This is a genomic window from Paenalcaligenes sp. Me131, from assembly GCF_050487225.1.
In the GTDB taxonomy this organism is placed as follows: Bacteria; Pseudomonadota; Gammaproteobacteria; order Burkholderiales; family Burkholderiaceae_B; genus Paenalcaligenes.
Window position 1 is genome coordinate 1,585,632 of the sequence record NZ_JBKQGY010000001.1, and the last position, 22,965, is coordinate 1,608,596.

Consider the following 22,965-nt stretch of genomic DNA (forward strand, 5'->3'; position numbering starts at 1 on the left):
AGCGCAACGCTTTTACTTCAGCCCGTAGACTGTACCAGAAAACCCTAGGTGACTCACGATTTGGTGCTATTAAAAACCGCTGTGACTTCTGCGGCATCTAGGGAGCGTTTGATGGCCGTATACTTTTCCAACAATGCCGACTTATAGACTACACCCAATAAGCGAGGCTCGGCCTCTTCGCTTAACACCGGCAAACGTTCACCGCTAAAGCTCACAAAGTAATCTTGAGCTTCATCCAAACTCATATTGGCTGTTAAGGTTTTCACAAAGTCTGGGCGCAACACATCAGCCAATGTGAGTTTTTCAGTATCCAAGTGATGCAACAACAAGCGGGTTAAATCTTGTTGGGCCACCACCCCTTGGAACACATTATTCGCATCCACCACGTACACGTATTTGACGGGGTAATCCAAGAACATCTGCAATGCTTCGCTAATCGTAGCGTCGTCTTTCAGTACCGTTTCGGCGGGCCGTACCAATTCGTTCAAACGCGTATGCCTCAAGGTACTACGCAAGCGTTCGTTTTGCTCACGCACCAGCACCACGTCATACATAGCCACTTCGGCGAGCAAGCGGGCCACAAAGTACGCCACCACCGTCGCAATAATCAGTGGCAACACCAACGCATAGCTAAGCGTCATTTCAAACAACATCAAAATAGCCATGAGTGGTGCACTGGTCGCCGCGCCCAAAAACGCCCCCATGCCCACCAACGTAAACAGATGCAAGGGGATATGCAAACCTGGCACCACTGAGAGCAACAACTGCCCGCACAAGGTACCAAATGCAGCGCCTACAAATAGCGCCGGGGTAAACACCCCACCAATCGCCCCAGAGCCTACGGTTAACGCTGTAGCCAGCACTTTGGCAAACAGCATGCCCACCACCATGTACCACGCCCACGGCTCTTGCAATAAGGCTGTCACCACGCTGTAGCCGTTACCTGCCACATCGGGGATAGCAATCAACAGTAAGCCCAGTAACACGCCACCTACCGCCAAACGCAAAAACAGCGGGATACCCGTGCGTTCAAAGTAGGCTTTAAACACGGTCATCAGTTTTAGAAAACCCGGAGCGGCTACCCCTACCAAGACACCTAGTAGCACAAACACCCAGATATCTATGCCCACTACACTTTGTACATCAGGCATTTCGTACAAGGGCTGATAAATCCCCAAAAGACGCATGCTTAGGTTAGCGACGGCTGCCGCGACTAATAAGGGGCCTAGGCTTTGTATGTTCAGAGTACCCAGCACAATCTCGGCCACAAATACGGCTCCGGCCAACGGGGTTCCGTATGCGGCACTGACACCGGCCGCCCCACCACAGGCTACCAACAAACGTAGATGCGTTGCCCCCACTTGCAGCAGCCGCCCCAACATAGACGCCACCAGCGATGCCAAGTGAATCATGGCCCCTTCCCTACCAATGGAGCCACCTGTAGCCACTGTAAACAGGGACGACAATGTACGCAGCAACCCTTGGCGTATAGACAAGCGCCCATCACCTAAGGTGACCGCTTCCATATAGTCATCGGCCATCGTGCTTTTGCGTCGCTTCGCTAGCCACAGCAAGATACCCGCCACCAGCCCGCCAATAGCGGGTAGCGATAAACGCCACCACCACGGCAAGTCACGCATCACATCGGAAATTTCTCCGGATTGCCCCGTTAATAAACGTTGCACCAGAAACATGGCTTCATGAAACAGCCAAATAGACAGGGCACCAGCAATGCCCATTAGCACAGCCCACCCCAGCACCCACAGCATGGTAGATGCTTGCCCCAGCTTTTGTCGTGTAGACATCAGCCAGGGGGATGGGCTAGGCGTGTCCTCCACTGTTAACCTCGGAACTCAGGTGGCTCAGGTGGTTTAGAAAGCCCGAACATTCCCTTATAAACCCAGATATTGAAGAGCAACATGATAGGAATGATCAGTACCGCCACGCCCCCGACGATTTGCATCACGGGCAATGAGGCGGCAGCATCCCAAATGGTGATTTCATCCAACACCAAGAATGGGAAAAAGCTAAAAGCCAAACCGGACATCACAGCCACAAACACAATCAGGGTCAGCATAAAAGGCAACGCGGTTGTGCGATAACTGCTGTTGATCATGCGCTGCAAACACATCTCTAGCGAGATAAAGCACAGCAGCAAAGCCCCCCATAGCACTAACACAATCACACGCTGTAGACCTTCGCTCCATTTCAGTAGCACGCCAGGGTTAGCCAACGCCAACACCACCGACGCTGCTATTGCTCCCGCCGCAAACCAGCGCACGGTCACACTGCCCCAGCGTACGGCTCTAGCTCGCAACTCACCGGCTTCACGCATGATTAACCAGCTAGCACCTAGCAACGCATACGCCGCAACAGAGCAAAGCCCCATGAAGATACTGAACCAAAAGTAGCCAGCTCCACTATTAAAGCTGACCACTACTTTGGCTAACAACACACCGTGTACAAAGGCGGTAATCACCGAACCCACACCAAAGGCCACTTGCCACTTGGCCTGCAACTCGGCTGGTGCACGCAAGCGCATTTCAAAACTGACCGAACGCAACAACACACCCAAGGCCAGCCCACACAGGGGTAAATACAAACTGCCCATCACGGCTTCCCACGCATAGGGGAATGCACAAAAAAACAGCACCATGCCCAAAAACAGCCAGTACTCATTGGCATCACGCCATGGGCTCAACAAGGACAACATGCGTGGTCGCAGCGAGGCAGGTGCAATCAACGACAAGCTGCCCACACCTATATCAAAACCGTCCAAGATCGTGCCTGCCAGCACTACTATGAAGAACAGCCCCAAAAACACCAACGGCATCCAGAATACAGGGTCGGTAATCGCCAGCCCCATCGCATTGGCTAAGACTTCAATCATGCACGTCCCCTTCTACGAGCCACCGGCACCACACCGTAACGCACGATATAGCGAACCAGCATGAAAAATCCTACTAAGCAAAAGCCATAGACCACGGCATAGCTCACCAATGACACCAACGCTGACTCAAACGGTACGTCTGAAAATACGTCAGTAAATTTGATAGACCCATTCACCATGTACGGTAAGGCGCCTGAGAAGTGGTACAGCAAGCCCACGACTAACAGCAACCACCCGGCCGCCCCCATGGCAATTAAGACTCTACGCCACCCAACCGACAACGCAGAAGGGTCGTAATGCTGTGGACGCACGCGCCAGCACGTCAGTACCGTCGTCACCAGAATGGCTGCACCCAACAGCAATGCTATTCTGAAACTGAAAAACACAAGCGCCACTGGAGGCAACAGGCTTTGCCCCTCTAAGCCCCGATAATCGCCTGTTTCGGACACAGGAATCCACATTGCGCCTAGGCCGCGCCAACCGTAGCTATATACGTTTCCGGCTTCGGGGCTCACTGGATAGGCAAAAAATGGCCAGAACACGTCGGCATCAGCATGCCAGCGTGCCATGGTCGCCAGCGCTTTCAAAGGTTCGTATTGCACCACCATCTGTCCATAGCCCCATACTGAGGCAACTAGCAAGACCGTGCTTAGCAACAACACCCACAGCACTAGCCTAAAAGCGCGACGCTCACTTTCATCAGCAGGCCTACGCAAACTTTTAGCAGCGGTAACGGCCATCACAAAGCAGCACGCGACCACCATGCTTAAGAGCAAAAACACCGCCAACTGCCAGACAAAAGCAGGGCCTGTTAAGAGCTCATACCAATCGGTTACCAGATACCCTTTGTCTTGCCATTGCACACCGGTAGGCACTTGCATCCACGACGACAAAGCAATCAACACACTCACTGTGACCGTACTACCTATGGCCACAATTGCCACAACAGCTGTGTGCAACCAATGCGGTAAGGTCCTGTAAGCAAAGAGCATTAAGCCCAAGAAACCACTTTTGAAGACCAGTGTCACCGCCAACGCCAACGCGATTAACGGCCCTGATACTTCGCTAGTACGGCTACTAAAGCCTGGCCACAAACTGCCTAATTGAATAAGGATAGGCAAGCTGGAAGCAAAGCCCAACACGACGGTTAATGCAAACACCCGTACCCAAAAGCGGTAGCTGGCTAGCCAGACCGAATGCAAGCCAGACAAGGTACGTAATCTAAATATCAGCAGCAGCCACGCCAGTCCAAGCTCCATCGCAAAGAAGATTGCCATGAAGCTCAGACTGCTAAAAAACTGCAACTGTGATAACCAAAGGGCAGAATGCGTCATAATGTCAGCTAGTTTAGAACGTGTTTATGAATTGTGCTGATGAAAAGCGCATGATGTGAACAGAACATGGCAAAATGGGTGATTCACCCGATTTATTTTCTTTGTATTTTACGTATGACCACTGAATCTACAACGGCTCCTGTTTCGAATTTCCTACGCTCCATTATCGACCAAGATCTGAAGGCTCAGCGTCATGCGTCCAAACGCTGGGGCGGGAAACCCGGCCCTGCTCAGGTACACGCCTCTGCAGACGTAGACCCCGCGCGCATCCGCACCCGTTTCCCCCCCGAACCCAACGGCTACTTGCACATTGGTCACGCCAAAAGCATTTGCCTGAACTTCGGTTTGGCACGCGACTATTTAGGCGCCTGCCATTTGCGTTTTGACGACACCAACCCTGAAAAAGAAGAACAGGAATACGTAGACGCCATTATTGATATGGTGCACTGGTTAGGCTTCGATTGGAATTTCCAAGATGAAACTAACTTGTACTTTGCCAGCGATTATTTCGATGACATGTACGCGTTTGCCGAAGCCTTAATCCAAGGCGGCTTTGCCTACGTCGATGAGCAAAGCCCTGAGCAAATGCGTGAGACCCGTGGCACATTAACATCGCCCGGCTCCAACTCACCTTGGCGCGATCGCCCCGCAGAAGAGTCCCTGACCCTGCTGCGCGAAATGCGTGATGGTAAACATCCAGACGGCAGCATGGCCTTGCGTGCAAAAATTGATATGGCATCGCCCAATATCAATATGCGCGACCCTGTGATGTACCGTATTCGTCATGCTGAGCACCACCGCACTGGCGACAAATGGTGTATTTACCCCATGTACAGTTGGGCGCACCCTGTAGAAGATGCGCTGGAAAAAATCACGCACAGTATCTGTACGCTTGAATTTGAAGACCAACGCCCCTTCTATAACTGGACACTAGAACGCCTGCGCGATTTGGGTTTCTTAACCGATCCTCTGCCGCAGCAGTACGAGTTCGCACGCCTGTACCTAAGCTACGTGGTTACCAGCAAACGCAAACTGCGTCAGTTGGTCGTCGAAAACCACGTTAACGGCTGGGACGACCCACGTATGCCTACCTTGGCTGGTTTGCGTCGTCGAGGCTACACCCCCGAAGCGATTCGCCTATTCTGCGAACGCATTGGTGTATCCAAAGCTGATTCTCGTATTGATTACAGCATTCTGGAACAAGCACTGCGTGACGATCTGGATCCTAAAGCACCGCGTAGCGTAGCGGTGTTAGATCCTATCAAACTGATCATCACCAACTACCCAGAAGGCCAAAGCGAAGAGTGCACTGCGCCGGCGCATCCTAAATTCCCCGAAGCCGGTCAACGTAGCTTCCCACTCACTCGTGAGTTGTGGATTGAGCGCGATGACTTCCGCATTGAGCCTGAGAAAAAATACTTCCGCCTGTACCCTGGTAACACCGTGCGTTTGAAATACGGCTATGTAGTGACCTGCACAGGTTACAAACAAGACGATCAAGGCAATGTGACCGAAGTACACGTTGAATACTTGCCAGACACCAAGAGCGGTACGCCTGGTGCTGATTCGGTCAAAGTGAAAGGCAACATCACATGGATTAGCACCGAACACGCTATTCCTGCCAAAGTACGTCTGTATGACCGTCTGTTTAGTGATCCACATCCAGACACCGGCGACAAAGACTTCTTGGCGCTGTTAAACCCCAACTCACTGACTACCGTAGATGCATGGGTAGAACCAGGTTTGGTAGCCGAACCCGGTGCAAACTGGCAGTTTGAGCGTTTGGGTTACTTTATGGCTGATCCTATTGAGTCCACGCCAGAGAAACCTGTACTGAACCGTACAGCAACCTTGCGTGATACGTGGGTGTAATAATGTCTGGAACACGTAAAGGTCCTCAGGCGCTAGACTTCAAAAGCGCCACCTTATATACCGTGCGACTGGTTCTGCACAGTAACGACCAAGATGAGCTACTCGCCGCATTGGCACAGCGCATGCACGACGCCGGTTCATTTTTTGAAAATGAACCTGTGGTGGTGGATGCCAGCCAACTGGCAGATGACTCCGCTTTGGATTGGTCTGCCCTGCTGGAAGCCCTGAACACCCACAAGCTAAATGCTGTGGGTGTGGTCGCTACAGGGGCTCTGCTGAAAGCGGCGCAAGAGGCTGGTTTACAGGAAGTAGACCTGTCTAATGCGCCTACCCGACCTGCTCCCAGCCCTAATGTGCCTGAGGCCGAGGTTCCTACCCTGTCTACCGCACAAGAACAAAGCACAGAACCCGCCACTATTACCCCTGAAGTCATTACCCAGATCGCCCCCGCTGCAATGGTGATCAACAAACAATTACGTTCTGGTCAACGCATTTACGCGCGTGATACAGATTTAGTGGTGATAGGTGTGGTAGGTCAAGGTGCTGAGGTCATTGCCGATGGTAACATCCATGTGTATGGCCCCTTGCGCGGTAAAGCGATGGCAGGAGCCCGTGGCGACACCAATGCTCGCATCTTCACTACCGAGTTAGACCCGGAACTGATTGCGATTGCAGGTGTGTACCGCGTCGTGGAAGAACCGCTGGAAAAACCAGTACACAAACAACCCGCTGTAATCCAGCTAGAAGGCGAGAACCTGAGCATCCATCCGCTTTCTTAACAGTTGATTACAAATGAAGTCTGTCAAGCAGTTACACTTGCCAGATGCGTCCCGTACGGCCTAGCCGTATAACCGATCAAAAACCTGAGGAATAGCTCTATCATGACGCGAATTGTTGTGGTGACATCCGGTAAAGGTGGTGTAGGTAAAACCACCACTAGCGCCAGTTTTGCTTCCGGCCTTGCCATGCGCGGCCACAAAACCGTAGTAATCGACTTTGACGTAGGCTTGCGTAACCTGGATCTCATCATGGGTTGCGAACGTCGTGTGGTCTACGACTTTGTTAATGTCATCCAGGGTGAAGCCACGCTGCACCAAGCCCTGATTCGCGACAAACAGCTTGAAAACCTGTATATCCTGCCCGCGTCACAAACGCGTGATAAAGATGCACTGAGCAAGGATACTGTTCGCAAGGTTTTGGATGACCTAAAAGCCATGGACTTTGAGTTCATCGTCTGCGATTCCCCTGCCGGGATTGAAACAGGTGCATTGATGGCCTCTTACTTTGCAGACGATGCATTGGTGGTCACCAACCCTGAAGTATCCTCTGTACGTGACTCTGACCGTATGTTGGGTATTTTGTCTGCCAAATCCCTGCGTGCAGAAACAGCTCAACCCCCCATCAAAGAGCACCTGCTCATTACACGTTACAGTCCTAAACGTGTGCTAGATGGTGAAATGCTTTCCCTGAAAGACGTGGAAGACATTTTGCGCATCAAGTTAATTGGCGTGATTCCAGAATCCGAAGAAGTTTTGCAAGCCTCCAACCAAGGTGTGCCCGTGATCCACGATCGCGGCTGCGATGCAGCAGCAGCGTATCAAGACGTGGTTGATCGTTTTTTAGGTGACGAAAAACCCCTGCGTTTTGTTGATTACGAGAAGCCAGGCCTGTTTAAACGCCTTTTCGGAGGAAAGTAATATGTCTTTCCTTTCTTTGCTACTGGGCAAGAAAAAAACGTCCGCCAATGTTGCCAAAGATAGATTGCAGCTAATTTTGATTAACGAACGGGGCAAAGGTGGCGTTACACCTGATTACCTCCCCCGTTTGCAAAAAGAGCTGATTGAGGTTATCTCGCGGTACGTCAGCATTAATCCTGACGACATCAAGGTCAACCTGGAACGCCAAGACGACCTAGAAGTTCTGGAAGTGAAAATTGAAATGCCACAAGTAGAAAACGAAAAAGCGTAATCATCTACGCCCTCTTTTTCTTGTGGTGTAAGGCATTGCCCTTACATTAAAAAGGCCTGAGCCCACCCTAGAGCTCAGGCCTTTTTGCTGTCTTACGACCACAAAAAAAGCTTGCCTAGAGTAGACAAGCTTTTTAGGTTTACCTGATGACTACGCATCAGGATAGGTACGGCTTAATTGGAGTTCTTGCCAATTTGATCACCGATCAAACCACCCAATGCTGCACCGCCAATCGTACCCAGTACACCGCCATCTGTAATCACAGCACCCGCTAGACCCCCCACCCCAGCGCCGGATACTGCGCCTTTTTGACGGCTATTCATGCCATCCCAAGCAGAACACCCTGCCACGGAAGCTAACAACGCTACTAACGCACCAACTTTAGCAATACGGCTGTGAATTTTCATGACGATACTCCTTAAAACTCTAGTCAGATAGATATAGCTTAACGGACTTCACGATCAGGAATGTGTACGGTTTACGACAAATTGTATGGAGAAGAAACAGCCTTATCCAAGATATTTCACTTCACCAACTTCAAGACGGACTTAAAGGCTGGGTTTGCCGGTGTTTCCAGCCACTCAAACAACGCCATTTCCATGGTGACACTTTCTAAGCCATGATACGCCCAGCGCTTGCAAGCCGCTTCATGACTGGATGACAACCGTGAACCTATGCCATCCACTACCAAGATAGGATGATAGCCCGCCTGATGCAAGCTTAAGCCAGTCTGCAGTACGCAGATATGAGCCTCTACGCCCAACAACAGCACTTTAGGCCTATGTGTGGGCAGATTCTCGCGTACTGCTGGCTCACGCAACGCATCAAAATGCGTTTTAGCGATTACCGTATCCACATGCGGCAACAACGTCGGGTGTGTAGGCCCAATTTTATCCGGCCAATGCTCGGTAGCCACCACAGGCACCGAGCATAGCTTGACCCCCTCTATGAAGCGCTGTACTCGCTCCAACAATGCCTCGTGATCCGCAATAGCAGGCAGTAACTTCTCCTGCATATCAATCAATAACACACTGCACTGATGTGCTTTCAATAACGCCATAGAGGACTCCTTTAAGGATTATTTCAGGGCTTTGTAACGAATACGTGTAGGTTTGGCAGCTTCCTCACCTAAACGACGACGTTTATCTTCCTCGTACTCTTGGTAGTTACCGGCGAAGAACTCCACATGGGAATCGCCTTCGAACGCCAAGATGTGGGTAGCAATACGGTCCAAGAACCAACGGTCATGGCTGATCACCATCACACAACCGGCGAATTCCAGCAACGCGTCTTCCAACGCACGCAAGGTTTCTACGTCTAAGTCGTTAGAGGGTTCATCCAGCAGCAACACGTTACCGCCAGAAATCAGTGTTTTAGCCAAGTGCAAGCGACCACGCTCACCACCGGACAACTCGCCTACGATCTTGTTTTGATCGGAACCACGGAAGTTGAAACGGCCTACGTAAGCACGGGCAGGCATCTCAAAACGGCCCACGGTCAGAATATCGGAGCCATCAGAAATCGCATCAAAGACTGATTTACCGTTAGGCAACGAGTCACGAGACTGATCCACGTACGACAAGTTCACCGTTTGACCAATGTCTACGCTACCGGAATCAGGTTGCTCTTCGCCAGCAATCATGCGGAACAGCGTGGATTTACCCGCACCGTTAGGACCGATAATCCCAACAATCGCTCCTGGCGGCACTTTGAAGCTCAGGTCTTCAATCAGCAAACGATCGCCGAAGGACTTGTTCACGTTTTTGAACTCAATCACTTCATTACCCAAACGCTCTGCTACAGGGATAAAGATCTCCTGAGTTTCATTACGTTTCTGGTACTCGTGGGATGCCAATTCCTCAAAGCGGTTCAAACGTGCTTTGGACTTAGCCTGACGGCCTTTAGGATTCTGGCGTACCCATTCCAACTCTTTCTGAATGGTACGTTGGCGAGCGCTTTCAGACGCTTCCTCTTGTTTCAGACGGTCTTCTTTTTGCTCCAACCACGAGCTGTAGTTACCTTTCCAAGGAATACCGTGGCCACGGTCAAGCTCTAGAATCCACTCAGCTGCGTTATCCAAGAAGTATCGATCGTGCGTCACCGCCACAACCGTGCCGAGGAATTTGCTCAAGAACTGCTCCAACCAGTGCACGCTTTCCGCATCCAAGTGGTTGGTAGGTTCGTCTAGCAGCAGCATGTCGGGTTTAGACAGCAGCAACTGACAGAGCGCCACACGACGTTTCTCACCACCAGACAGGTTGGCAATCTTGGCATCCCATGGTGGCAAACGCAGTGCGTCTGCAGCAATTTCCATTTGGGTAGCGATGTCATCACTACCACTGGTGGCAGCCGCCTCAATAATGGCTTCTAGCTCACCCTGCTCGGCAGCCAATGCGTCGAAGTCAGCATCGGGCTCGGCGTACGCTGCGTACACTTCTTCCAAACGCTGTTTGGCAGTAAACACTTCGCCCAGACCCGCTTCTACTTCTTCGCGTACGGTATGCTCTGGGTTCAGCTTAGGTTCCTGAGGCAAATAGCCAATGTTCAACCCCGGCATGGGGATGGCTTCACCTTCAATTTCTTTATCCACGCCTGCCATGATTTTCAGCAAGGTAGACTTACCTGACCCGTTCAGACCCAGCACACCAATTTTGGCACCAGGAAAGAAAGACAGGGAGATATCACGTAGAATCTGACGTTTGGGAGGGACAATCTTGCCCACCCGGTTCATGGTGTATACAAACTGAGCCATAAATACTCGATGCTAAGAAAAAGGGGAAATAGCAAAGCCCCAATTGTAGGCCAGGCACTGCTCATTACGCTAATGTCAGACGCAACAATGCGGGAAAGCCGCAACCACTGACAAGCCAAAGCGGTGCATCTGCTTTAAAATGATTTTTTATTCTTTTACGACATAAACATGACTGACTCCGCTTCCCTGCTGTTCACCGAAGCCGATATAGACCTGCTGGCACGCACTGCAGACGCCTTGAGCGCCTACTTAGGCAAACCAGTACTCGCCGAAGTCATGGATGCTGGTGAAACAGGTTTTGAATGGGTGATATTCGCCATTCCACTGAATGTGGAAGAGGATTCCACCGACATGACCGTTGTGCAAATAGGCGGTGCTAACGCACGCCTGCTCGGTAGTCAGGGTGGCGTTCAGTTGGCTGAAAATGAAACCTACAGTTGCCGCTTCTTGTGGGCGGTACAACGTATAGACATGGAAGGCATACGCTATGTCAAACTTGATGAGCAAGGCGATGATGTGGGTTGGAGCGAAACGCTAAACGAACTACTGCCTTTTGATCTAAGCGTCGATGACGAGCCCGACGACGAAGAAGGCGATGCCCAAATCTTCATCCCCGATGCTCCTAGCCGTACGCTGCACTAATTAGTGTCGCTTATCTCGCAGATATAACGCCCATCCCACTGGCCACATCAGTGCCACCAACAGATGGGCGACTATGCCCTTCAAGGTATAGCAGGGTGGCTTAGTCTGCTGCGAGGCTTTGCAATGCAACCTAAAACGCGTGTAGCGCGCTGCCGCCTTTAAGAACTCGCTCGGTGCGTACCTAAACCATGGCATACAGTTGCTCAAGGTATCTTGTGCAAGCAACCATAATCCCAATGCATGCTGTTGGCTATTGCGCCCTTGGTGAGACAGCGAATCTACGCTGTCGTAATACACCCTAAATACCTGATTCACAAAACGGGTCAAAAACCCTGCTCGTGCAATGGCTCGCCACACTAGGCTTTCAGGCACAAAACCCGACACATGCTCGGGGAACGGGAATTGCCTCAGCACCGTAGTGCTTAAACAGCCAAACTTCTCGCCCCGCACTTTGTATTGGAAATTCAGGTCTAACGAGGTCACATCCAAGGGGTCTGTAGGAAATCTATCACCCACAACTTGGCCATCCGGCCTTTGGCATAGCCCAACTACCGCCACATAGAAGTGACGCGATTCGGCAGGAATACTTAACCACGCTTGCTCTAGTCGACTTAGCGCGTCATCCAGCAGGCTATCATCGCTATCCAGTGCAACGATCAACTCGCCTTGCGCTAAGCGCACCCCAGTATTAAAGGCTGTTTTTTTATGCTGATTAGGCTGCCAGTGATACACAATGGAGAAGTTCGCTTCGTTCTGCCAACTTTCTATCAGGCTACGGGTGTCATCCGTGGAGCCGTCGTCCACCACCACCCACTCAAAATTCCGTGTGGCCTGTGCGCACAAGGAACGGTACACCCGCTCTAAGGTATGAGCACGATTGTAAGATGGGGTCAGTACCGTAAACCGGTATGCCCAACACGCAGTTGCAGGAGCCATATACCCTCACCAAAGGGACACGTTGAGTTAACACCAACTATACTGCTACAAACAGGCATAAAAAAACCACAACCTACTTTCGTAGTTGTGGTTTTTTTATGCTAAAGCATACTGAGCGGAAACCCGCCTACACTACACTTAGGCGCGTTTTACTTTCTCAAGCATTTTGAACACGCCCTTAGGGGAGCGAATGAACAAACGTTTGAAAGCTTTACCCAGGCAACGACGCTCAAGCGTGTTGCGGCGAGTGCGTTTGATTTCTGCCATGCTGATCTCCGAATTCTATAACCCGGCGACAAATAAAAAGCCGCCTTTAGGGACAATCCGAAATTCTACCGTAAACCGCGCTAAGATACAAAGAACCGCAGTCTAATCTTGGGCTACTTTCCTTCCTAACTGTCGTTTTCTCTGCACCATGAGCTCTCAAATACGTCTGTATGGCGCCCGCCAAAACAACCTAAAAAACCTGGATGTCAGCTTTAACAGGGGCGAACTGACCGTACTAACGGGGGTATCTGGCTCAGGGAAAAGTTCATTAGCCTTTGACACGCTGTATGCCGAAGGCCAGCGCCGCTACGTAGAAACCTTTTCTCCGTACGCACGACAGTTTTTGGATCGTATGGATAAACCGCAGGTAGACCGCATTGAAGGCGTGCTGCCTGCCATTGCCATCGACCAAGTAAACCCAGTGCGTAACTCGCGCAGTTCGGTGGGCACCATGACCGAGCTAAACGACTACCTAAAACTGCTCTATGCACGGTTAGGAACGTTGTACTGCCGCAGTTGTGCTCACGAGGTCAAGCCAGATAGCGCCCAATCCATCGCTGAAGATTTACAGCAACGTTGCGCTGAGCATGATCCACGTTTGGTGATCAGCTTTGCTGTCACCATCCCCACCAACTTCACACAAGAAGAAGTAGAAAACTTCTTGGCGCAGCAAGGCTATACCCGCGTTCACAAAGAAAAGCCCGAAGACGCGGCGTCTCTGCGCACACTCTATGTAGTGCAAGACCGTTTCCGTCTTAGTAACGCCGAACCTGCCCGCCTGATGGAAGCCTTAGATGCTGCCCTCGCCCACGGCAACGGGCAAGTCAGTATCTTTGCCTCTCAAGCCGCTGATGGCCCTGAACAAGAGTGGCGCTACAACAACCGCCTGCACTGCACGCGCTGTGATATTGATTACCAAACCCCACTGCCTAGCACCTTTTCGTTCAACTCGCCTTTAGGCGCCTGTGAGCATTGCCGTGGTTTTGGTCGGGTGATGGGTATTGATTACGGTTTGGTTATCCCTGACGAAAACAAAAGCTTGTTAGAAGGTGCGATACGCCCTTGGCAGAGCGCCTCGAACAAGCAATGCCAAGAAGACATGCAACGCTACGCACCCGCTGCTGGCGTACGCTTATCCGCCCCTTGGAACACCCTCAGTGAGCACGAAAAGCATTGGGTCATCTACGGCGCAGACGACTGGAAGGAAAGCCGCAAAGCGTGGGAAACCCAATGGTATGGTGTGGCCCGCTTCTTTGACTGGTTAGAAAGCCGCAGTTACCGCATGCATGTACGGGTAATGCTGTCTAAATACCGCAGCTACACCCCTTGCCCACACTGCAAAGGCTCACGACTCAAACCAGATGCCCTCTTGTGGCGCGTAGGGACGGAATCACACGATGCCGAAGGCAGTTACCAACGCTTCATGCCTGTACGCGCACTGTGGAGCCAAGCACAGCTAGACGCCCTACCCGGCTTACACATCCACGATTTGATGCGTATGCCCATAGATCAGGTCAATGAGTACTTCAAACACTTCCAAACCGGTAGTGCGTTTGACGTGGCCACCGCATTGCTGCGCGATGAAGTGTGCTCACGCTTGCAGTTCCTGTGTGATGTGGGCTTAGGCTATTTATCGTTAGACCGACAAAGCCGCACCTTATCGGGCGGTGAAGTCCAACGTATTAACCTGACCACGGCGCTAGGTACCTCGTTGGTGAACACGCTATTTGTGTTGGATGAGCCTTCCATCGGTTTGCACCCTCGCGATATGCACCGCATCGTAGAGGTTATGCACCGTCTGCGTAACAACGGCAATACCTTAGTGGTGGTAGAGCACGACCCACAAGTGATGGTGGCAGCGGATCGTATTCTGGATATAGGCCCTGGCCCCGGAGAGCGGGGCGGCCAAATCTTATTTGATGGTGCGCCCAAAGACCTGCGCAATGCCAATACACTCACTGGCGATTACTTAAGTGGTAGAAAACGCATACTCGCGCCTAACCCTATGCCGGTGCAAAACAATACACCGCGTCTACTGTTAGAAAACGTTAGCGCTCACAACCTAAAAAACATCAACGTCTCTATACCGTTGGGGCGCTTGGTGTGCGTGACTGGGGTATCCGGCTCAGGCAAATCCACGCTTATTCAAGACGTGCTGTACCCCGCCATCCTCAAACACAAAGGGTTGGCCACCGAAGCACCGGGTGAGTTTGGTGCTCTGCTAGGGGCTGAACAGATCGCTGAAGTCTTTATGGTGGATCAAAGCCCCATAGGTAAAACAGCACGCTCTAACCCCGCCAGTTACGTGGGTGCGTTTGACCCCATACGTAAACTCTTTTCCCGTGCACCTCTGGCGCTAGAGCGCAGCTATACCCCTGGTATGTTCAGCTTTAACAGTGGTGAGGGTCGCTGCCCTACCTGTGGCGGTACAGGCTTTGAACACATAGAAATGCAGTTCTTGTCAGACGTATATTTACGCTGCCCAGACTGTGACGGTAAGCGTTTCCGCCCCGAAGTGCTGGAAGTAGAAATTGAACACTTAGGTAAACGCGCCAACATTGCCGATGTATTAGACATGACCGCGCACGAAGCGTTGGCCTTCTTTGCTGGATTACGCGATGTACAACTCGCCCTGACCCCATTATGTGACGTGGGCTTGGACTACCTGAAGTTAGGTCAACCTGTGCCCACCTTATCAGGCGGCGAGGCCCAACGTCTAAAACTAGCAGGGCACTTGGCGGGGGCGGCAAAAAGCCCGCTCGCCCAAGCTAGAGTCGCGAAAAAAGGCAATCTGTTCCTGTTTGATGAGCCTACGACTGGCCTGCACTTTGATGACATCGCCAAACTGATGTTGGCCTTCCGCAAGCTGTTGGCTGCCGGTCATTCATTGGTGGTGATTGAGCACAATCTGGATATGGTGCTAGCGGCTGACTGGGTGATAGACCTTGGCCCCGACGGCGGCTTATATGGCGGTGAACTGGTCGCCACAGGCACACCTGCCGACTTGATGCTCAGCACCTCGTCCTACACAGGTAAAGCCTTAAAAGAATACCAAGCCAGCATCGTGGGGGAAGGCGCTATCCCCATGCCGGTAGTCAAAGAGCCTACGGCATCGTATGAGCTACAAAATGTGATCAGCATTTTGAATGCCAAAGAGCACAACCTACAGAATATTAATGTCAGCATTCCTCGCGATACCTTTACCGTAATTACCGGTGTATCGGGCTCGGGGAAATCCACCTTGGCTTTCGACATTCTGTTCAATGAAGGTCAGCGCCGCTATTTAGAATCGCTGAATGCGTATGCACGCTCTATTGTGCAGCCTGTTGGTAAGCCAGATGTAGATGCTATCTATGGCATTCCGCCTACCGTGGCTATTGAGCAGCGCACTAGCCGTGGGGGGCGCAAGTCTACCGTGGCCACCATGACAGAAATCCATCACTTCCTACGCTTGCTGTATGTGAAGCTGGCGACCCAATACTGCCCCACCTGCCATGTGCCGGTTGAGCCACAAACGGCTGAGCAGATTGTGGCGCAAATCATGACGCAGCATCGTGGTGAACACATAGGTATTTTGGCGCCGCTGGTCAGTGCCCGAAAAGGCTACTACACCGACTTGGCCACATGGGCTGGTAGCAAAGGCTACAGCCACCTACGTGTGGACGGTGAGTTTATCCCTGTCTCGCCTTGGCCGCGCCTAGACCGCTATAAAGAACACAGCATTGATCTGCCTATTGCTGACCTGATCGTAGACCCCAAAGAAGAGCAAGCGCTTCGACAAGCGCTACACACGGCCTTAGATCATGGCAAAGGTAGCGTGATCGTGCTGGCTCCTATCAGCCAAGCGACGAGTGGCACGGTAGAGAGCAGACGCGACAGTGGCCTACAACTGCAACCGAACACACAGCGCTTTTCTACCAAACGCTCTTGCCCATGCTGCGCCACCAGTTTCCCTGAACCTGATCCGCGCATGTTCTCGTATAACTCCAAGCATGGCTGGTGTACTAGCTGCTTTGGTACTGGCGTACAGCTAAAAGGCTTCACCAGCGAACAAAGTGGTGAGGAAGCCAGCTGGACCACCCAATACGAAGGCGAAGCCCATACCTGCCCAAGCTGCCAAGGCAAACGCCTGAACCCCGTATCACTGGCCTTCTCGTGGCGCGACCGTTCTATTGCCGAGTTAGCTGCCCTACCTGTGGACGAAGCCTGCTCATTTTTTACGGGTTTAAACGCCAAAGGTCGCGAAGAAGAAATTGCTCGCGATTTGCTGGCTGAAATACGTAGCCGCCTGCACTTTATGGAAGAGGTGGGGCTGGGCTATTTAGCCTTAGACCGTGCCGCCCCCACCCTATCTGGTGGTGAGGCACAACGCATACGTCTCGCATCACAGTTGGGGTCCAACCTGCAGGGCGTGTGCTATGTACTGGACGAGCCCACCATTGGGCTGCACCCACGCGACAACAAGATTTTGTTGAATGCCATGCAAAGGCTGGAGTCCAACGGCAACACGTTAGTAGTGGTGGAACACGATGAAGACACCATACGCCAAGCCAAACACATTATTGATATGGGGCCTGGTGCTGGTTCTCGTGGCGGTAAAGTGGTTGCCGAGGGAACGGTAGAAGAAATCATGCAAAACCCAGACTCGCTAACGGGTCGCTATTTGCGTCAGCCTATTGTTCACCCTATGCAGCCTCGCCGCGCCATTGATGGTGAGCACCCTATGCTCACTGTGGTAGGCGCACACCTGCATAATCTGCGTAATGTAGAGGCTCAAGTACCGCTGGAACGTCTCACCGTAGTCACCGGCGTATCAGGCTCCGGGAAATCCACCTTCGCGCGCGAAGTGCTGCTGGATAACCTGCTGCGTACGCTGCCCAAACGCGAAGATGGCCCATGGCAAGGTTGTGTCAGCATCAAAGGATGGGAGCCGTTAGACCGCGTGTTAGAAGTGGACCAAACACCTATTGGTAAAACACCGCGCTCGTGCCCCGCCACCTACATTGGTTTCTGGGATAGTATTCGTCGCCTATTAGCCGATACTCGTGATGCCAGAATGCGCGGTTGGAATGCCTCTCGCTTCTCGTTTAATACCGGCGATGGTCGCTGCGCTGCTTGCGGTGGCCAAGGCATGTTGACGCTAGAAATGAGCTTCTTGCCTGACATTAAAGTGCCTTGCGAAAGCTGCCACGGCCAACGTTTCAATGACGATACCCTGAGCATTCGCTGGCAAGGTAAAAATGCTGGCGAAATCCTGAAAATGGAAGTGGATGAAGCGGTAGAGTTCTTTGCTACCAGCCCTAAAATTGCCCGCCCATTAAAGCTCATGCAAGACGTGGGCCTAGGATATTTAACCTTAGGCCAAGCCTCACCCACCTTATCAGGTGGTGAAGCACAGCGCGTTAAACTGGTGACTGAACTGAGCAAAGCCCGTTTGGACGAAGGCGTGATCCGCACCGGTAGAGCCAGCCGACTGCCCCACACTTTATATGTGTTGGACGAACCTACTGTTGGTCTGTCTATTCCTGATACCGAAAAACTCATTCAGGTGCTGCACCGCCTTACCGATGCGGGCAATACTGTCATGGTGATTGAGCACAACCTGGATGTGATTGCCGAAGCCGACTGGATTGTAGACTTAGGCCCTGAAGGGGGTTCTGGCGGTGGTCGCTTGGTGGTACAAGCAGACCCAGACGTTGTACGTCGCACCAAAGCCTCCCATACCGGTATGGCTCTCAACGAATTTTTAACCCCCTGATTCATGTATTGTCGTTTTGAAAACCGCCTGACTCGTCAGGCGTTAGTGCTAGAAAACCCCGTTGATCGCGTGGCCGCTCACCATGCTGACGAATTGCCTGCTGTCTTTGAGGCCATTCGTCGCGCTCAGCAAAAAGGGCTGTGGACAAGTTTGCTGCTGGACTATGAGTTAGGTGCTGCCCTGTTGGGCGTAGCTAAACCTACAGCCCCTCGCTCTACCCCTTTGCTCACCGCCCAGTTTTATAGTTCTGCACAACACACCCAACCATGGGAATCCGCAGAACACGAACCCACCCTACGCTGCACGTTGGCACAGAAAAAAGCAGATTACGTTCGCGCCATAGAACGTATACGCACTGACATCCACAACGGCGAATACTACCAAGCCAATTACACCGTACCCATTCACGTACACAGTGATAATTCCCCCGATCAGGTGTACAGAGCACTGGCGCAGCGTCACCCTACGGCTTATTCGGCATTCATCCAAGACGAAGACCGCCAGATTGCCTCGTTTTCTCCGGAGCTATTTGTAGAACGCACAGGCGACATGCTACGCGTGCGCCCCATGAAAGGCACTCGCCCACGTTTCACAGACCCAATCAAAGACCAAGCCTCTGCCCACGCCTTACGCCACAGCGAAAAAGACTGTGCGGAAAACGTCATGATTGTGGATTTGCTGCGTAATGACTTGGGCAGATTGGCACGCCCTGGCAGTGTTAAGGTGGAATCATTACTGAGTGTGGAACAGTACCCCTCAGTGTGGACCATGACGTCCACCATCCAAGCGCTGTGCGATGAACACGATATTGAACAACTGCTACTGGCGTTGTTCCCTTGTGGCTCCATAACGGGCGCACCCAAACTGGCAGCAATGACGGCGTTACAAGCCCTAGAACAGCGCCAGCGTGGTATTTATTGTGGCAGCATAGGCTGGCTAGCCCCTCAGGGCAATTTCCGCTTTAACGTGGCAATACGCACGCTGGAATTCCACACTAATCATGAGGCTATTTTTGGTGTGGGCGGAGGCATTGTGCACGATTCCGATCCCGAACTAGAATGGCAAGAACTGCTTTGGAAAGCACGGATTCTGGGCAGCCCTATTCTTACCCAATAAGGACGAAGTCATGAGCATACATCCCACGCTAATTGAAACCATGCGCGTAGAACATGCCCAGATCGCCCTGCTGCAACCGCATCTAGATCGCTTGCAACGTTCAGCACAGCAACTGAATTACACCTTTTGCCGCGACAACATCAGTGCACACATAGCGCAGTACGTAGCCTCACTGGAAGATGGTATGTGGCGCTTGCGCCTTACCTTGGATAACGAAGGGCAGCCTGTTTTAGAACACTCTGCTCTTGCGCCGGATGTAGAGCCTGTGCCTATCCTGCTGGCCGACACGCCCTTACCCGAAAGCCCCTGGTTAGCCATCAAAAGCAGCCATAGACCGTGGTACCAAGCAGCCACCCAAACGTTACTCCATCAGCCACAACTGTTTGATGTGATCTTCTGCAATCAACAAGGCGAGCTATGCGAAGGCAGTCGCAGCAATATTTATGTGCAACGCGAGGGCGAATGGCTGACGCCCCCCTTACGCTGCGGGTTATTGCCTGGCGTGATGCGTGAACAATTACTGCAAAGCGGCCAAGCTAAAGAAGCGGTACTCACTCCTGCTGACTTACAACACGCACAAGCCATACGGGTATCCAATGCGTTACGTGGCTGGCTGAACGCCAAACTGGTGAATTAACCCGCCTGTTTCACCACAATCTTATTGATAGCTAGTTGTGCTGCGGCCAGCCCCATGCTGGCCGTTAAGGTCACGGCTGACCCATAACCCGCACACGACAACCCTTGTGGTGCCTCTGGGCTTTCCCCTTGTGTCCACAACTCAGGCATCACAGCGGTTTCTTCCACCCACAAACACGTCACGCCCATTTTAGGAATACGTGCTCCCTTGTCGGCTTTGGGTCTAGGAAAACCGTACTGGCGGCGTAATTGATTACGCAATCTGGCCAACAAGGCATCGTGCGAGGTTTGCGATAAGTCGCTGCTACGCAACGCCAACACATCACGTTTCCCGCCAGCAGCACCGCACACTATCAGGGGAATCTTGCAACGCTTGGCTTCCACCACCATGGCCAATTTGGCACTAATTTGATCCGTGCAATCAATCAGTACATCTGGCTGCAACCGCAACAGTTCAGCGATATTGTCAGCACTGACAAAGTCATCCACGATCTCTACCTGAGCCTGTGGATTAATGTCTGCTATACGCTCAGCCATAGCCAGCACTTTAGCCTTACCAATGGTGCTGCCCAGCGCGGGCAACTGGCGATTAATGTTGGATTCGGCAATATGGTCCAAATCGATCAGCGTGATTTTCCCTACGCCATGACGCGCTACCGCCTCCGCACACCAGCTACCCACACCGCCTATACCGGCAATCATGATGTGTGCGGCGGCAAAGCCAGCTGTACTACCTGCACCGTATAAACGGTCCAGAGCACCAAAACGTCGTTCAAAGCTCTCGCTCATTAGCTACTATCCTTTGCATTCAAAACAGCGCGCTTGCGTGAATTACCCCACATTTTAACGCGTGGTTTCGCCAGTCGTGGCCGGTTGTTCTACAATACAAGACTATATTCTGTCAATGGAATCTTCTACTAAGCCATTACCGTGAACACCTATCCTGCTTCTGACGTACCCACTCCCGCATCCTTTAAGGTGCTTAGTGACGCTGAACGTAATCAATCCATGCAACATAGCTTGGCACACTGGACTCCCGGAACGGATGTCTGGGTGTATGGCTATGGTTCCTTGATCTGGCGCCCAGAATTTGATTTTCTGGAGCAACGTCATGCCAGATTACATGGTTACCACCGCTCGTTGTGTTTGTGGTCGCACATCAACCGCGGCACACCTGAACGCCCGGGGGTTGTCTTTGGTTTGGATAATGGTGGCTCGTGTCGTGGCATGGCCTTTAGGATTGCCAGCGACGAAGTACCCCAAGTCTTTGACGCCTTATGGCGCAGAGAAATGCCTAGCGGCGCCTACATTCCGCGTTGGTTGCCATGCCATACCGAACACGGCATGGTAAATGCGCTGGTATTTGTGATGAACCGCAGCTATCAAGGCTACGTACCCCGCATGCCGTTAGAGCAGCTTATCCATGTGATCTATGGTGCTCATGGTATTAATGGCCCTTGCATTGAATATGTAATGGAAACAGCCGAGGCCCTAAAAAGGTCTAAAATTGAAGACAAACGATTGCAATCCCTAGTACACGCATTGCAAAACAGTTCGCCCCTATTATCTTCTGCAGCTTTACAGACAGCCTGACCATGAAACTTTCCGATTACCGCAACGAATACAACCGATTCACGCTGGACGAAAGCGGGCTGGATCCCAACCCCCGTGTACAGTTTCATCACTGGCTCAAAGAGGCCATGGACGACAATGCCATCGAGCCTACAGCCATGACACTGTCCACCGTCAATGCGGAAGGCCAACCTACCTCACGCATTGTTTTGCTGAAGAACTACGAAGAAGACGGTCTGCGCTTCTTCACCAACTTCGACTCACGTAAAGGCCAAGACTTGGCCCACAACGATCGTGCTTGCTTAATGTTCTTCTGGCCTAGCCTGCACCGCCAAGTACGCTTTGAAGGCCGTGTGCACAAGCTTAGTGCTGAAATTGCTGATGAATACTTCCACAGCCGCCCTGTAGAATCCCGCATCAGTGCACTGGCTTCGCCACAAAGCCAACCGGTAAGCCGTAGCGATTTAGAGCAGCGCGTGCAAGCGTTACAAAAGCAGTATGGTGATCACCCACCACGCCCAGAAAACTGGGGGGGCTATGTATTAGTGCCGGAGCACATTGAGTTCTGGCAAGGCCGCTCCTGCCGATTACACGATAGATTTGTGTTTAATCGCACAGATTCTGAGTGGACTGTATCGCGTTTAGCGCCTTGATATGGTAGTGTATGCCGCCATGTCTGAACAGCTTTCTCCCCCTGCATTTGATACACCTTTCTTCAAATCTGCGCTCAGCCGCTTTGCTACAGGTGTCACCGTAATTACTACCGAAGGGCTCGCGCCTGAGTGCGAGCCGTGGGGTCTTACGGCCAGTTCATTTAACACGTTATCGCTGGATCCCCCGCTCATCGTTTGGTCGCTGGATAAAAAAGCCCGATCATTGCCACACTTTCTGCATGCCCCCAGCTACGTCATTCACGTGCTAGGTGCATCCCAAGAAAAAATGGCCAAACGCTTTGCGATGGGCCCTCAAGCCGAACGTTTTCACGGCCATCCTTTAGGTCGTGCGCCCGGTGGCACATTAATGCTGGACGATCAGGGCTTGTGTGCCTGGTTTGAGTGTCGCAATGTCAGCCAACATGAAACTGGCGATCACTATCTGTTTATTGGTCAGGTAGAACACTGCATGCACACTGATACCGCCCCTCTGATCTATCATGCTAGCAACTTTGGGCTGACCCCGCGTTAAGCTTTAGCAAACAATTTTAATTACCTCCTACACCTCA

20 protein-coding genes are annotated in these 22,965 nt (G+C 52.0%); 11 read left to right on the plus strand and 9 right to left on the minus strand.

Going from position 1 to position 22,965, the window contains the following annotated elements; all coding sequences use genetic code 11:
* Positions 1-53 precede the first annotated feature (53 nt).
* From ACLPHM_RS07775 to ACLPHM_RS07785, 3 genes are read right to left on the minus strand one after another with little or no spacing between them, the layout of a single operon-like run.
* The gene (locus ACLPHM_RS07775) at positions 54-1,805 is read right to left on the minus strand and encodes a ClcB-like voltage-gated chloride channel protein (RefSeq protein WP_430220652.1); all 1,752 of its coding nucleotides are present in this window, start codon (positions 1,803-1,805) and stop codon (positions 54-56) included.
* 35 nt (positions 1,806-1,840) lie between these two features.
* Entirely contained in the window at positions 1,841-2,890 is a 1,050-nt protein-coding gene (locus tag ACLPHM_RS07780) for a cytochrome d ubiquinol oxidase subunit II (RefSeq protein ID WP_430220653.1), read from the minus strand.
* Entirely contained in the window at positions 2,887-4,224 is a 1,338-nt protein-coding gene (locus tag ACLPHM_RS07785; RefSeq protein WP_430220654.1) for a cytochrome ubiquinol oxidase subunit I, read from the minus strand. Before ACLPHM_RS07785 ends, ACLPHM_RS07780 begins: the two co-directional genes overlap by 4 nt.
* 114 nt (positions 4,225-4,338) lie before the next feature.
* Between ACLPHM_RS07785 and ACLPHM_RS07790 the strand changes: the two genes are divergently transcribed.
* The 4 genes from ACLPHM_RS07790 (at position 4,339) to minE (ending at position 8,064) form a co-directional block, all read left to right on the plus strand.
* Positions 4,339-6,096, plus strand: a complete 1,758-nt coding sequence (locus ACLPHM_RS07790) for a glutamine--tRNA ligase/YqeY domain fusion protein (RefSeq protein WP_430220655.1) — start codon at positions 4,339-4,341, stop codon at positions 6,094-6,096.
* 2 nt (positions 6,097-6,098) lie between these two features.
* Positions 6,099-6,875 (plus strand): septum site-determining protein MinC, encoded by a 777-nt coding sequence (gene minC / locus ACLPHM_RS07795; protein ID WP_430220656.1) that lies wholly within the window; start codon positions 6,099-6,101, stop codon positions 6,873-6,875.
* A gap of 102 nt (positions 6,876-6,977) precedes the next feature.
* Positions 6,978-7,793, plus strand: coding sequence for a septum site-determining protein MinD (minD, locus tag ACLPHM_RS07800; RefSeq protein ID WP_430220657.1), 816 nt, complete (start codon positions 6,978-6,980; stop codon positions 7,791-7,793).
* A gap of 1 nt (position 7,794) precedes the next feature.
* Entirely contained in the window at positions 7,795-8,064 is a 270-nt protein-coding gene (minE, locus tag ACLPHM_RS07805; protein ID WP_430220658.1) for a cell division topological specificity factor MinE, read from the plus strand.
* Between the two features lie 173 nt (positions 8,065-8,237).
* Here the strand turns inward: minE and ACLPHM_RS07810 are convergent, their stop codons facing one another.
* The 3 genes from ACLPHM_RS07810 to ettA all read right to left on the minus strand — a co-directional run bounded on the left by ACLPHM_RS07810 (position 8,238) and on the right by ettA (position 10,816).
* Positions 8,238-8,471 (minus strand): glycine zipper 2TM domain-containing protein, encoded by a 234-nt coding sequence (locus ACLPHM_RS07810; protein ID WP_430220659.1) that lies wholly within the window; start codon positions 8,469-8,471, stop codon positions 8,238-8,240.
* 116 nt (positions 8,472-8,587) lie between these two features.
* The gene (locus ACLPHM_RS07815) at positions 8,588-9,124 is read right to left on the minus strand and encodes an isochorismatase family protein (RefSeq protein WP_430220660.1); all 537 of its coding nucleotides are present in this window, start codon (positions 9,122-9,124) and stop codon (positions 8,588-8,590) included.
* 18 nt (positions 9,125-9,142) lie between these two features.
* Positions 9,143-10,816 carry an energy-dependent translational throttle protein EttA gene (gene ettA, locus ACLPHM_RS07820; protein ID WP_430220661.1) on the minus strand — a complete coding sequence of 558 codons (1,674 nt, stop codon included), beginning with the start codon at positions 10,814-10,816 and terminating at the stop codon, positions 9,143-9,145.
* 168 nt (positions 10,817-10,984) lie between these two features.
* Between ettA and ACLPHM_RS07825 the strand changes: the two genes are divergently transcribed.
* The gene (locus ACLPHM_RS07825; RefSeq protein WP_430220662.1) at positions 10,985-11,458 is read left to right on the plus strand and encodes a hypothetical protein; all 474 of its coding nucleotides are present in this window, start codon (positions 10,985-10,987) and stop codon (positions 11,456-11,458) included.
* On the opposite strand, the gene ACLPHM_RS07830 is transcribed toward ACLPHM_RS07825, so the two are convergent.
* Both ACLPHM_RS07830 and ACLPHM_RS07835 read right to left on the minus strand, forming a co-directional pair.
* Positions 11,459-12,394 (minus strand): glycosyltransferase family 2 protein, encoded by a 936-nt coding sequence (locus tag ACLPHM_RS07830; RefSeq protein ID WP_430220663.1) that lies wholly within the window; start codon positions 12,392-12,394, stop codon positions 11,459-11,461.
* Positions 12,395-12,532: 138 nt separating this feature from the next.
* Positions 12,533-12,661 (minus strand): hypothetical protein, encoded by a 129-nt coding sequence (locus ACLPHM_RS07835; RefSeq protein WP_278249003.1) that lies wholly within the window; start codon positions 12,659-12,661, stop codon positions 12,533-12,535.
* Positions 12,662-12,809: 148 nt separating this feature from the next.
* On the opposite strand from ACLPHM_RS07835, the gene uvrA reads away from it, so the two are divergent.
* The 3 genes from uvrA to ACLPHM_RS07850 are packed head-to-tail and all read left to right on the plus strand — an operon-like array spanning position 12,810 to position 20,172.
* Complete coding sequence (uvrA, locus tag ACLPHM_RS07840) at positions 12,810-18,419, plus strand: excinuclease ABC subunit UvrA (RefSeq protein ID WP_430220664.1); 5,610 nt, start codon at positions 12,810-12,812, stop codon at positions 18,417-18,419.
* Between the two features lie 3 nt (positions 18,420-18,422).
* Positions 18,423-19,535 (plus strand): aminodeoxychorismate synthase component I, encoded by a 1,113-nt coding sequence (gene pabB, locus ACLPHM_RS07845; RefSeq protein ID WP_430220665.1) that lies wholly within the window; start codon positions 18,423-18,425, stop codon positions 19,533-19,535.
* Between the two features lie 10 nt (positions 19,536-19,545).
* Positions 19,546-20,172 (plus strand): aminotransferase class IV, encoded by a 627-nt coding sequence (locus ACLPHM_RS07850; protein ID WP_430220666.1) that lies wholly within the window; start codon positions 19,546-19,548, stop codon positions 20,170-20,172.
* Here ACLPHM_RS07850 and ACLPHM_RS07855 read toward each other — a convergent pair.
* A complete protein-coding gene (locus tag ACLPHM_RS07855) occupies positions 20,169-20,960 on the minus strand; it encodes a tRNA threonylcarbamoyladenosine dehydratase (protein WP_430220667.1) in 792 nt (263 codons plus the stop codon). The two genes, ACLPHM_RS07850 and ACLPHM_RS07855, sit on opposite strands and share 4 nt — an antisense overlap.
* A 135-nt stretch (positions 20,961-21,095) precedes the next feature.
* On the opposite strand from ACLPHM_RS07855, the gene ACLPHM_RS07860 reads away from it, so the two are divergent.
* The 3 genes from ACLPHM_RS07860 to ACLPHM_RS07870 are packed head-to-tail and all read left to right on the plus strand — an operon-like array spanning position 21,096 to position 22,928.
* Positions 21,096-21,764, plus strand: coding sequence for a gamma-glutamylcyclotransferase (locus tag ACLPHM_RS07860; RefSeq protein WP_430220770.1), 669 nt, complete (start codon positions 21,096-21,098; stop codon positions 21,762-21,764).
* A 2-nt stretch (positions 21,765-21,766) separates the two neighbouring features.
* Positions 21,767-22,396: a pyridoxamine 5'-phosphate oxidase gene (gene pdxH / locus ACLPHM_RS07865; RefSeq protein ID WP_430220668.1), complete on the plus strand. Its 630-nt coding sequence runs from the start codon at positions 21,767-21,769 to the stop codon at positions 22,394-22,396.
* Between the two features lie 19 nt (positions 22,397-22,415).
* Complete coding sequence (locus ACLPHM_RS07870) at positions 22,416-22,928, plus strand: flavin reductase family protein (RefSeq protein ID WP_430220669.1); 513 nt, start codon at positions 22,416-22,418, stop codon at positions 22,926-22,928.
* Positions 22,929-22,965: the final 37 nt, after the last annotated feature.

Bases quoted from the DNA above. Each gene is read 5' to 3' on its own strand.
- ACLPHM_RS07775 (WP_430220652.1), bottom strand. From the start codon at position 1,805: ATGTCTACACGACAAAAGCTGGGGCAAGCATCTACCATGCTGTGGGTG.
- ACLPHM_RS07780 (WP_430220653.1), bottom strand. From the start codon at position 2,890: ATGATTGAAGTCTTAGCCAATGCGATGGGGCTGGCGATTACCGACCCT.
- ACLPHM_RS07785 (WP_430220654.1), bottom strand. From the start codon at position 4,224: ATGACGCATTCTGCCCTTTGGTTATCACAGTTGCAGTTTTTTAGCAGT.
- ACLPHM_RS07790 (WP_430220655.1), top strand. From the start codon at position 4,339: ATGACCACTGAATCTACAACGGCTCCTGTTTCGAATTTCCTACGCTCC.
- minC (WP_430220656.1), top strand. From the start codon at position 6,099: ATGTCTGGAACACGTAAAGGTCCTCAGGCGCTAGACTTCAAAAGCGCC.
- minD (WP_430220657.1), top strand. From the start codon at position 6,978: ATGACGCGAATTGTTGTGGTGACATCCGGTAAAGGTGGTGTAGGTAAA.
- minE (WP_430220658.1), top strand. From the start codon at position 7,795: ATGTCTTTCCTTTCTTTGCTACTGGGCAAGAAAAAAACGTCCGCCAAT.
- ACLPHM_RS07810 (WP_430220659.1), bottom strand. From the start codon at position 8,471: ATGAAAATTCACAGCCGTATTGCTAAAGTTGGTGCGTTAGTAGCGTTG.
- ACLPHM_RS07815 (WP_430220660.1), bottom strand. From the start codon at position 9,124: ATGGCGTTATTGAAAGCACATCAGTGCAGTGTGTTATTGATTGATATG.
- ettA (WP_430220661.1), bottom strand. From the start codon at position 10,816: ATGGCTCAGTTTGTATACACCATGAACCGGGTGGGCAAGATTGTCCCT.
- ACLPHM_RS07825 (WP_430220662.1), top strand. From the start codon at position 10,985: ATGACTGACTCCGCTTCCCTGCTGTTCACCGAAGCCGATATAGACCTG.
- ACLPHM_RS07830 (WP_430220663.1), bottom strand. From the start codon at position 12,394: ATGGCTCCTGCAACTGCGTGTTGGGCATACCGGTTTACGGTACTGACC.
- ACLPHM_RS07835 (WP_278249003.1), bottom strand. From the start codon at position 12,661: ATGGCAGAAATCAAACGCACTCGCCGCAACACGCTTGAGCGTCGTTGC.
- uvrA (WP_430220664.1), top strand. From the start codon at position 12,810: ATGAGCTCTCAAATACGTCTGTATGGCGCCCGCCAAAACAACCTAAAA.
- pabB (WP_430220665.1), top strand. From the start codon at position 18,423: ATGTATTGTCGTTTTGAAAACCGCCTGACTCGTCAGGCGTTAGTGCTA.
- ACLPHM_RS07850 (WP_430220666.1), top strand. From the start codon at position 19,546: ATGAGCATACATCCCACGCTAATTGAAACCATGCGCGTAGAACATGCC.
- ACLPHM_RS07855 (WP_430220667.1), bottom strand. From the start codon at position 20,960: ATGAGCGAGAGCTTTGAACGACGTTTTGGTGCTCTGGACCGTTTATAC.
- pdxH (WP_430220668.1), top strand. From the start codon at position 21,767: ATGAAACTTTCCGATTACCGCAACGAATACAACCGATTCACGCTGGAC.
- ACLPHM_RS07870 (WP_430220669.1), top strand. From the start codon at position 22,416: ATGTCTGAACAGCTTTCTCCCCCTGCATTTGATACACCTTTCTTCAAA.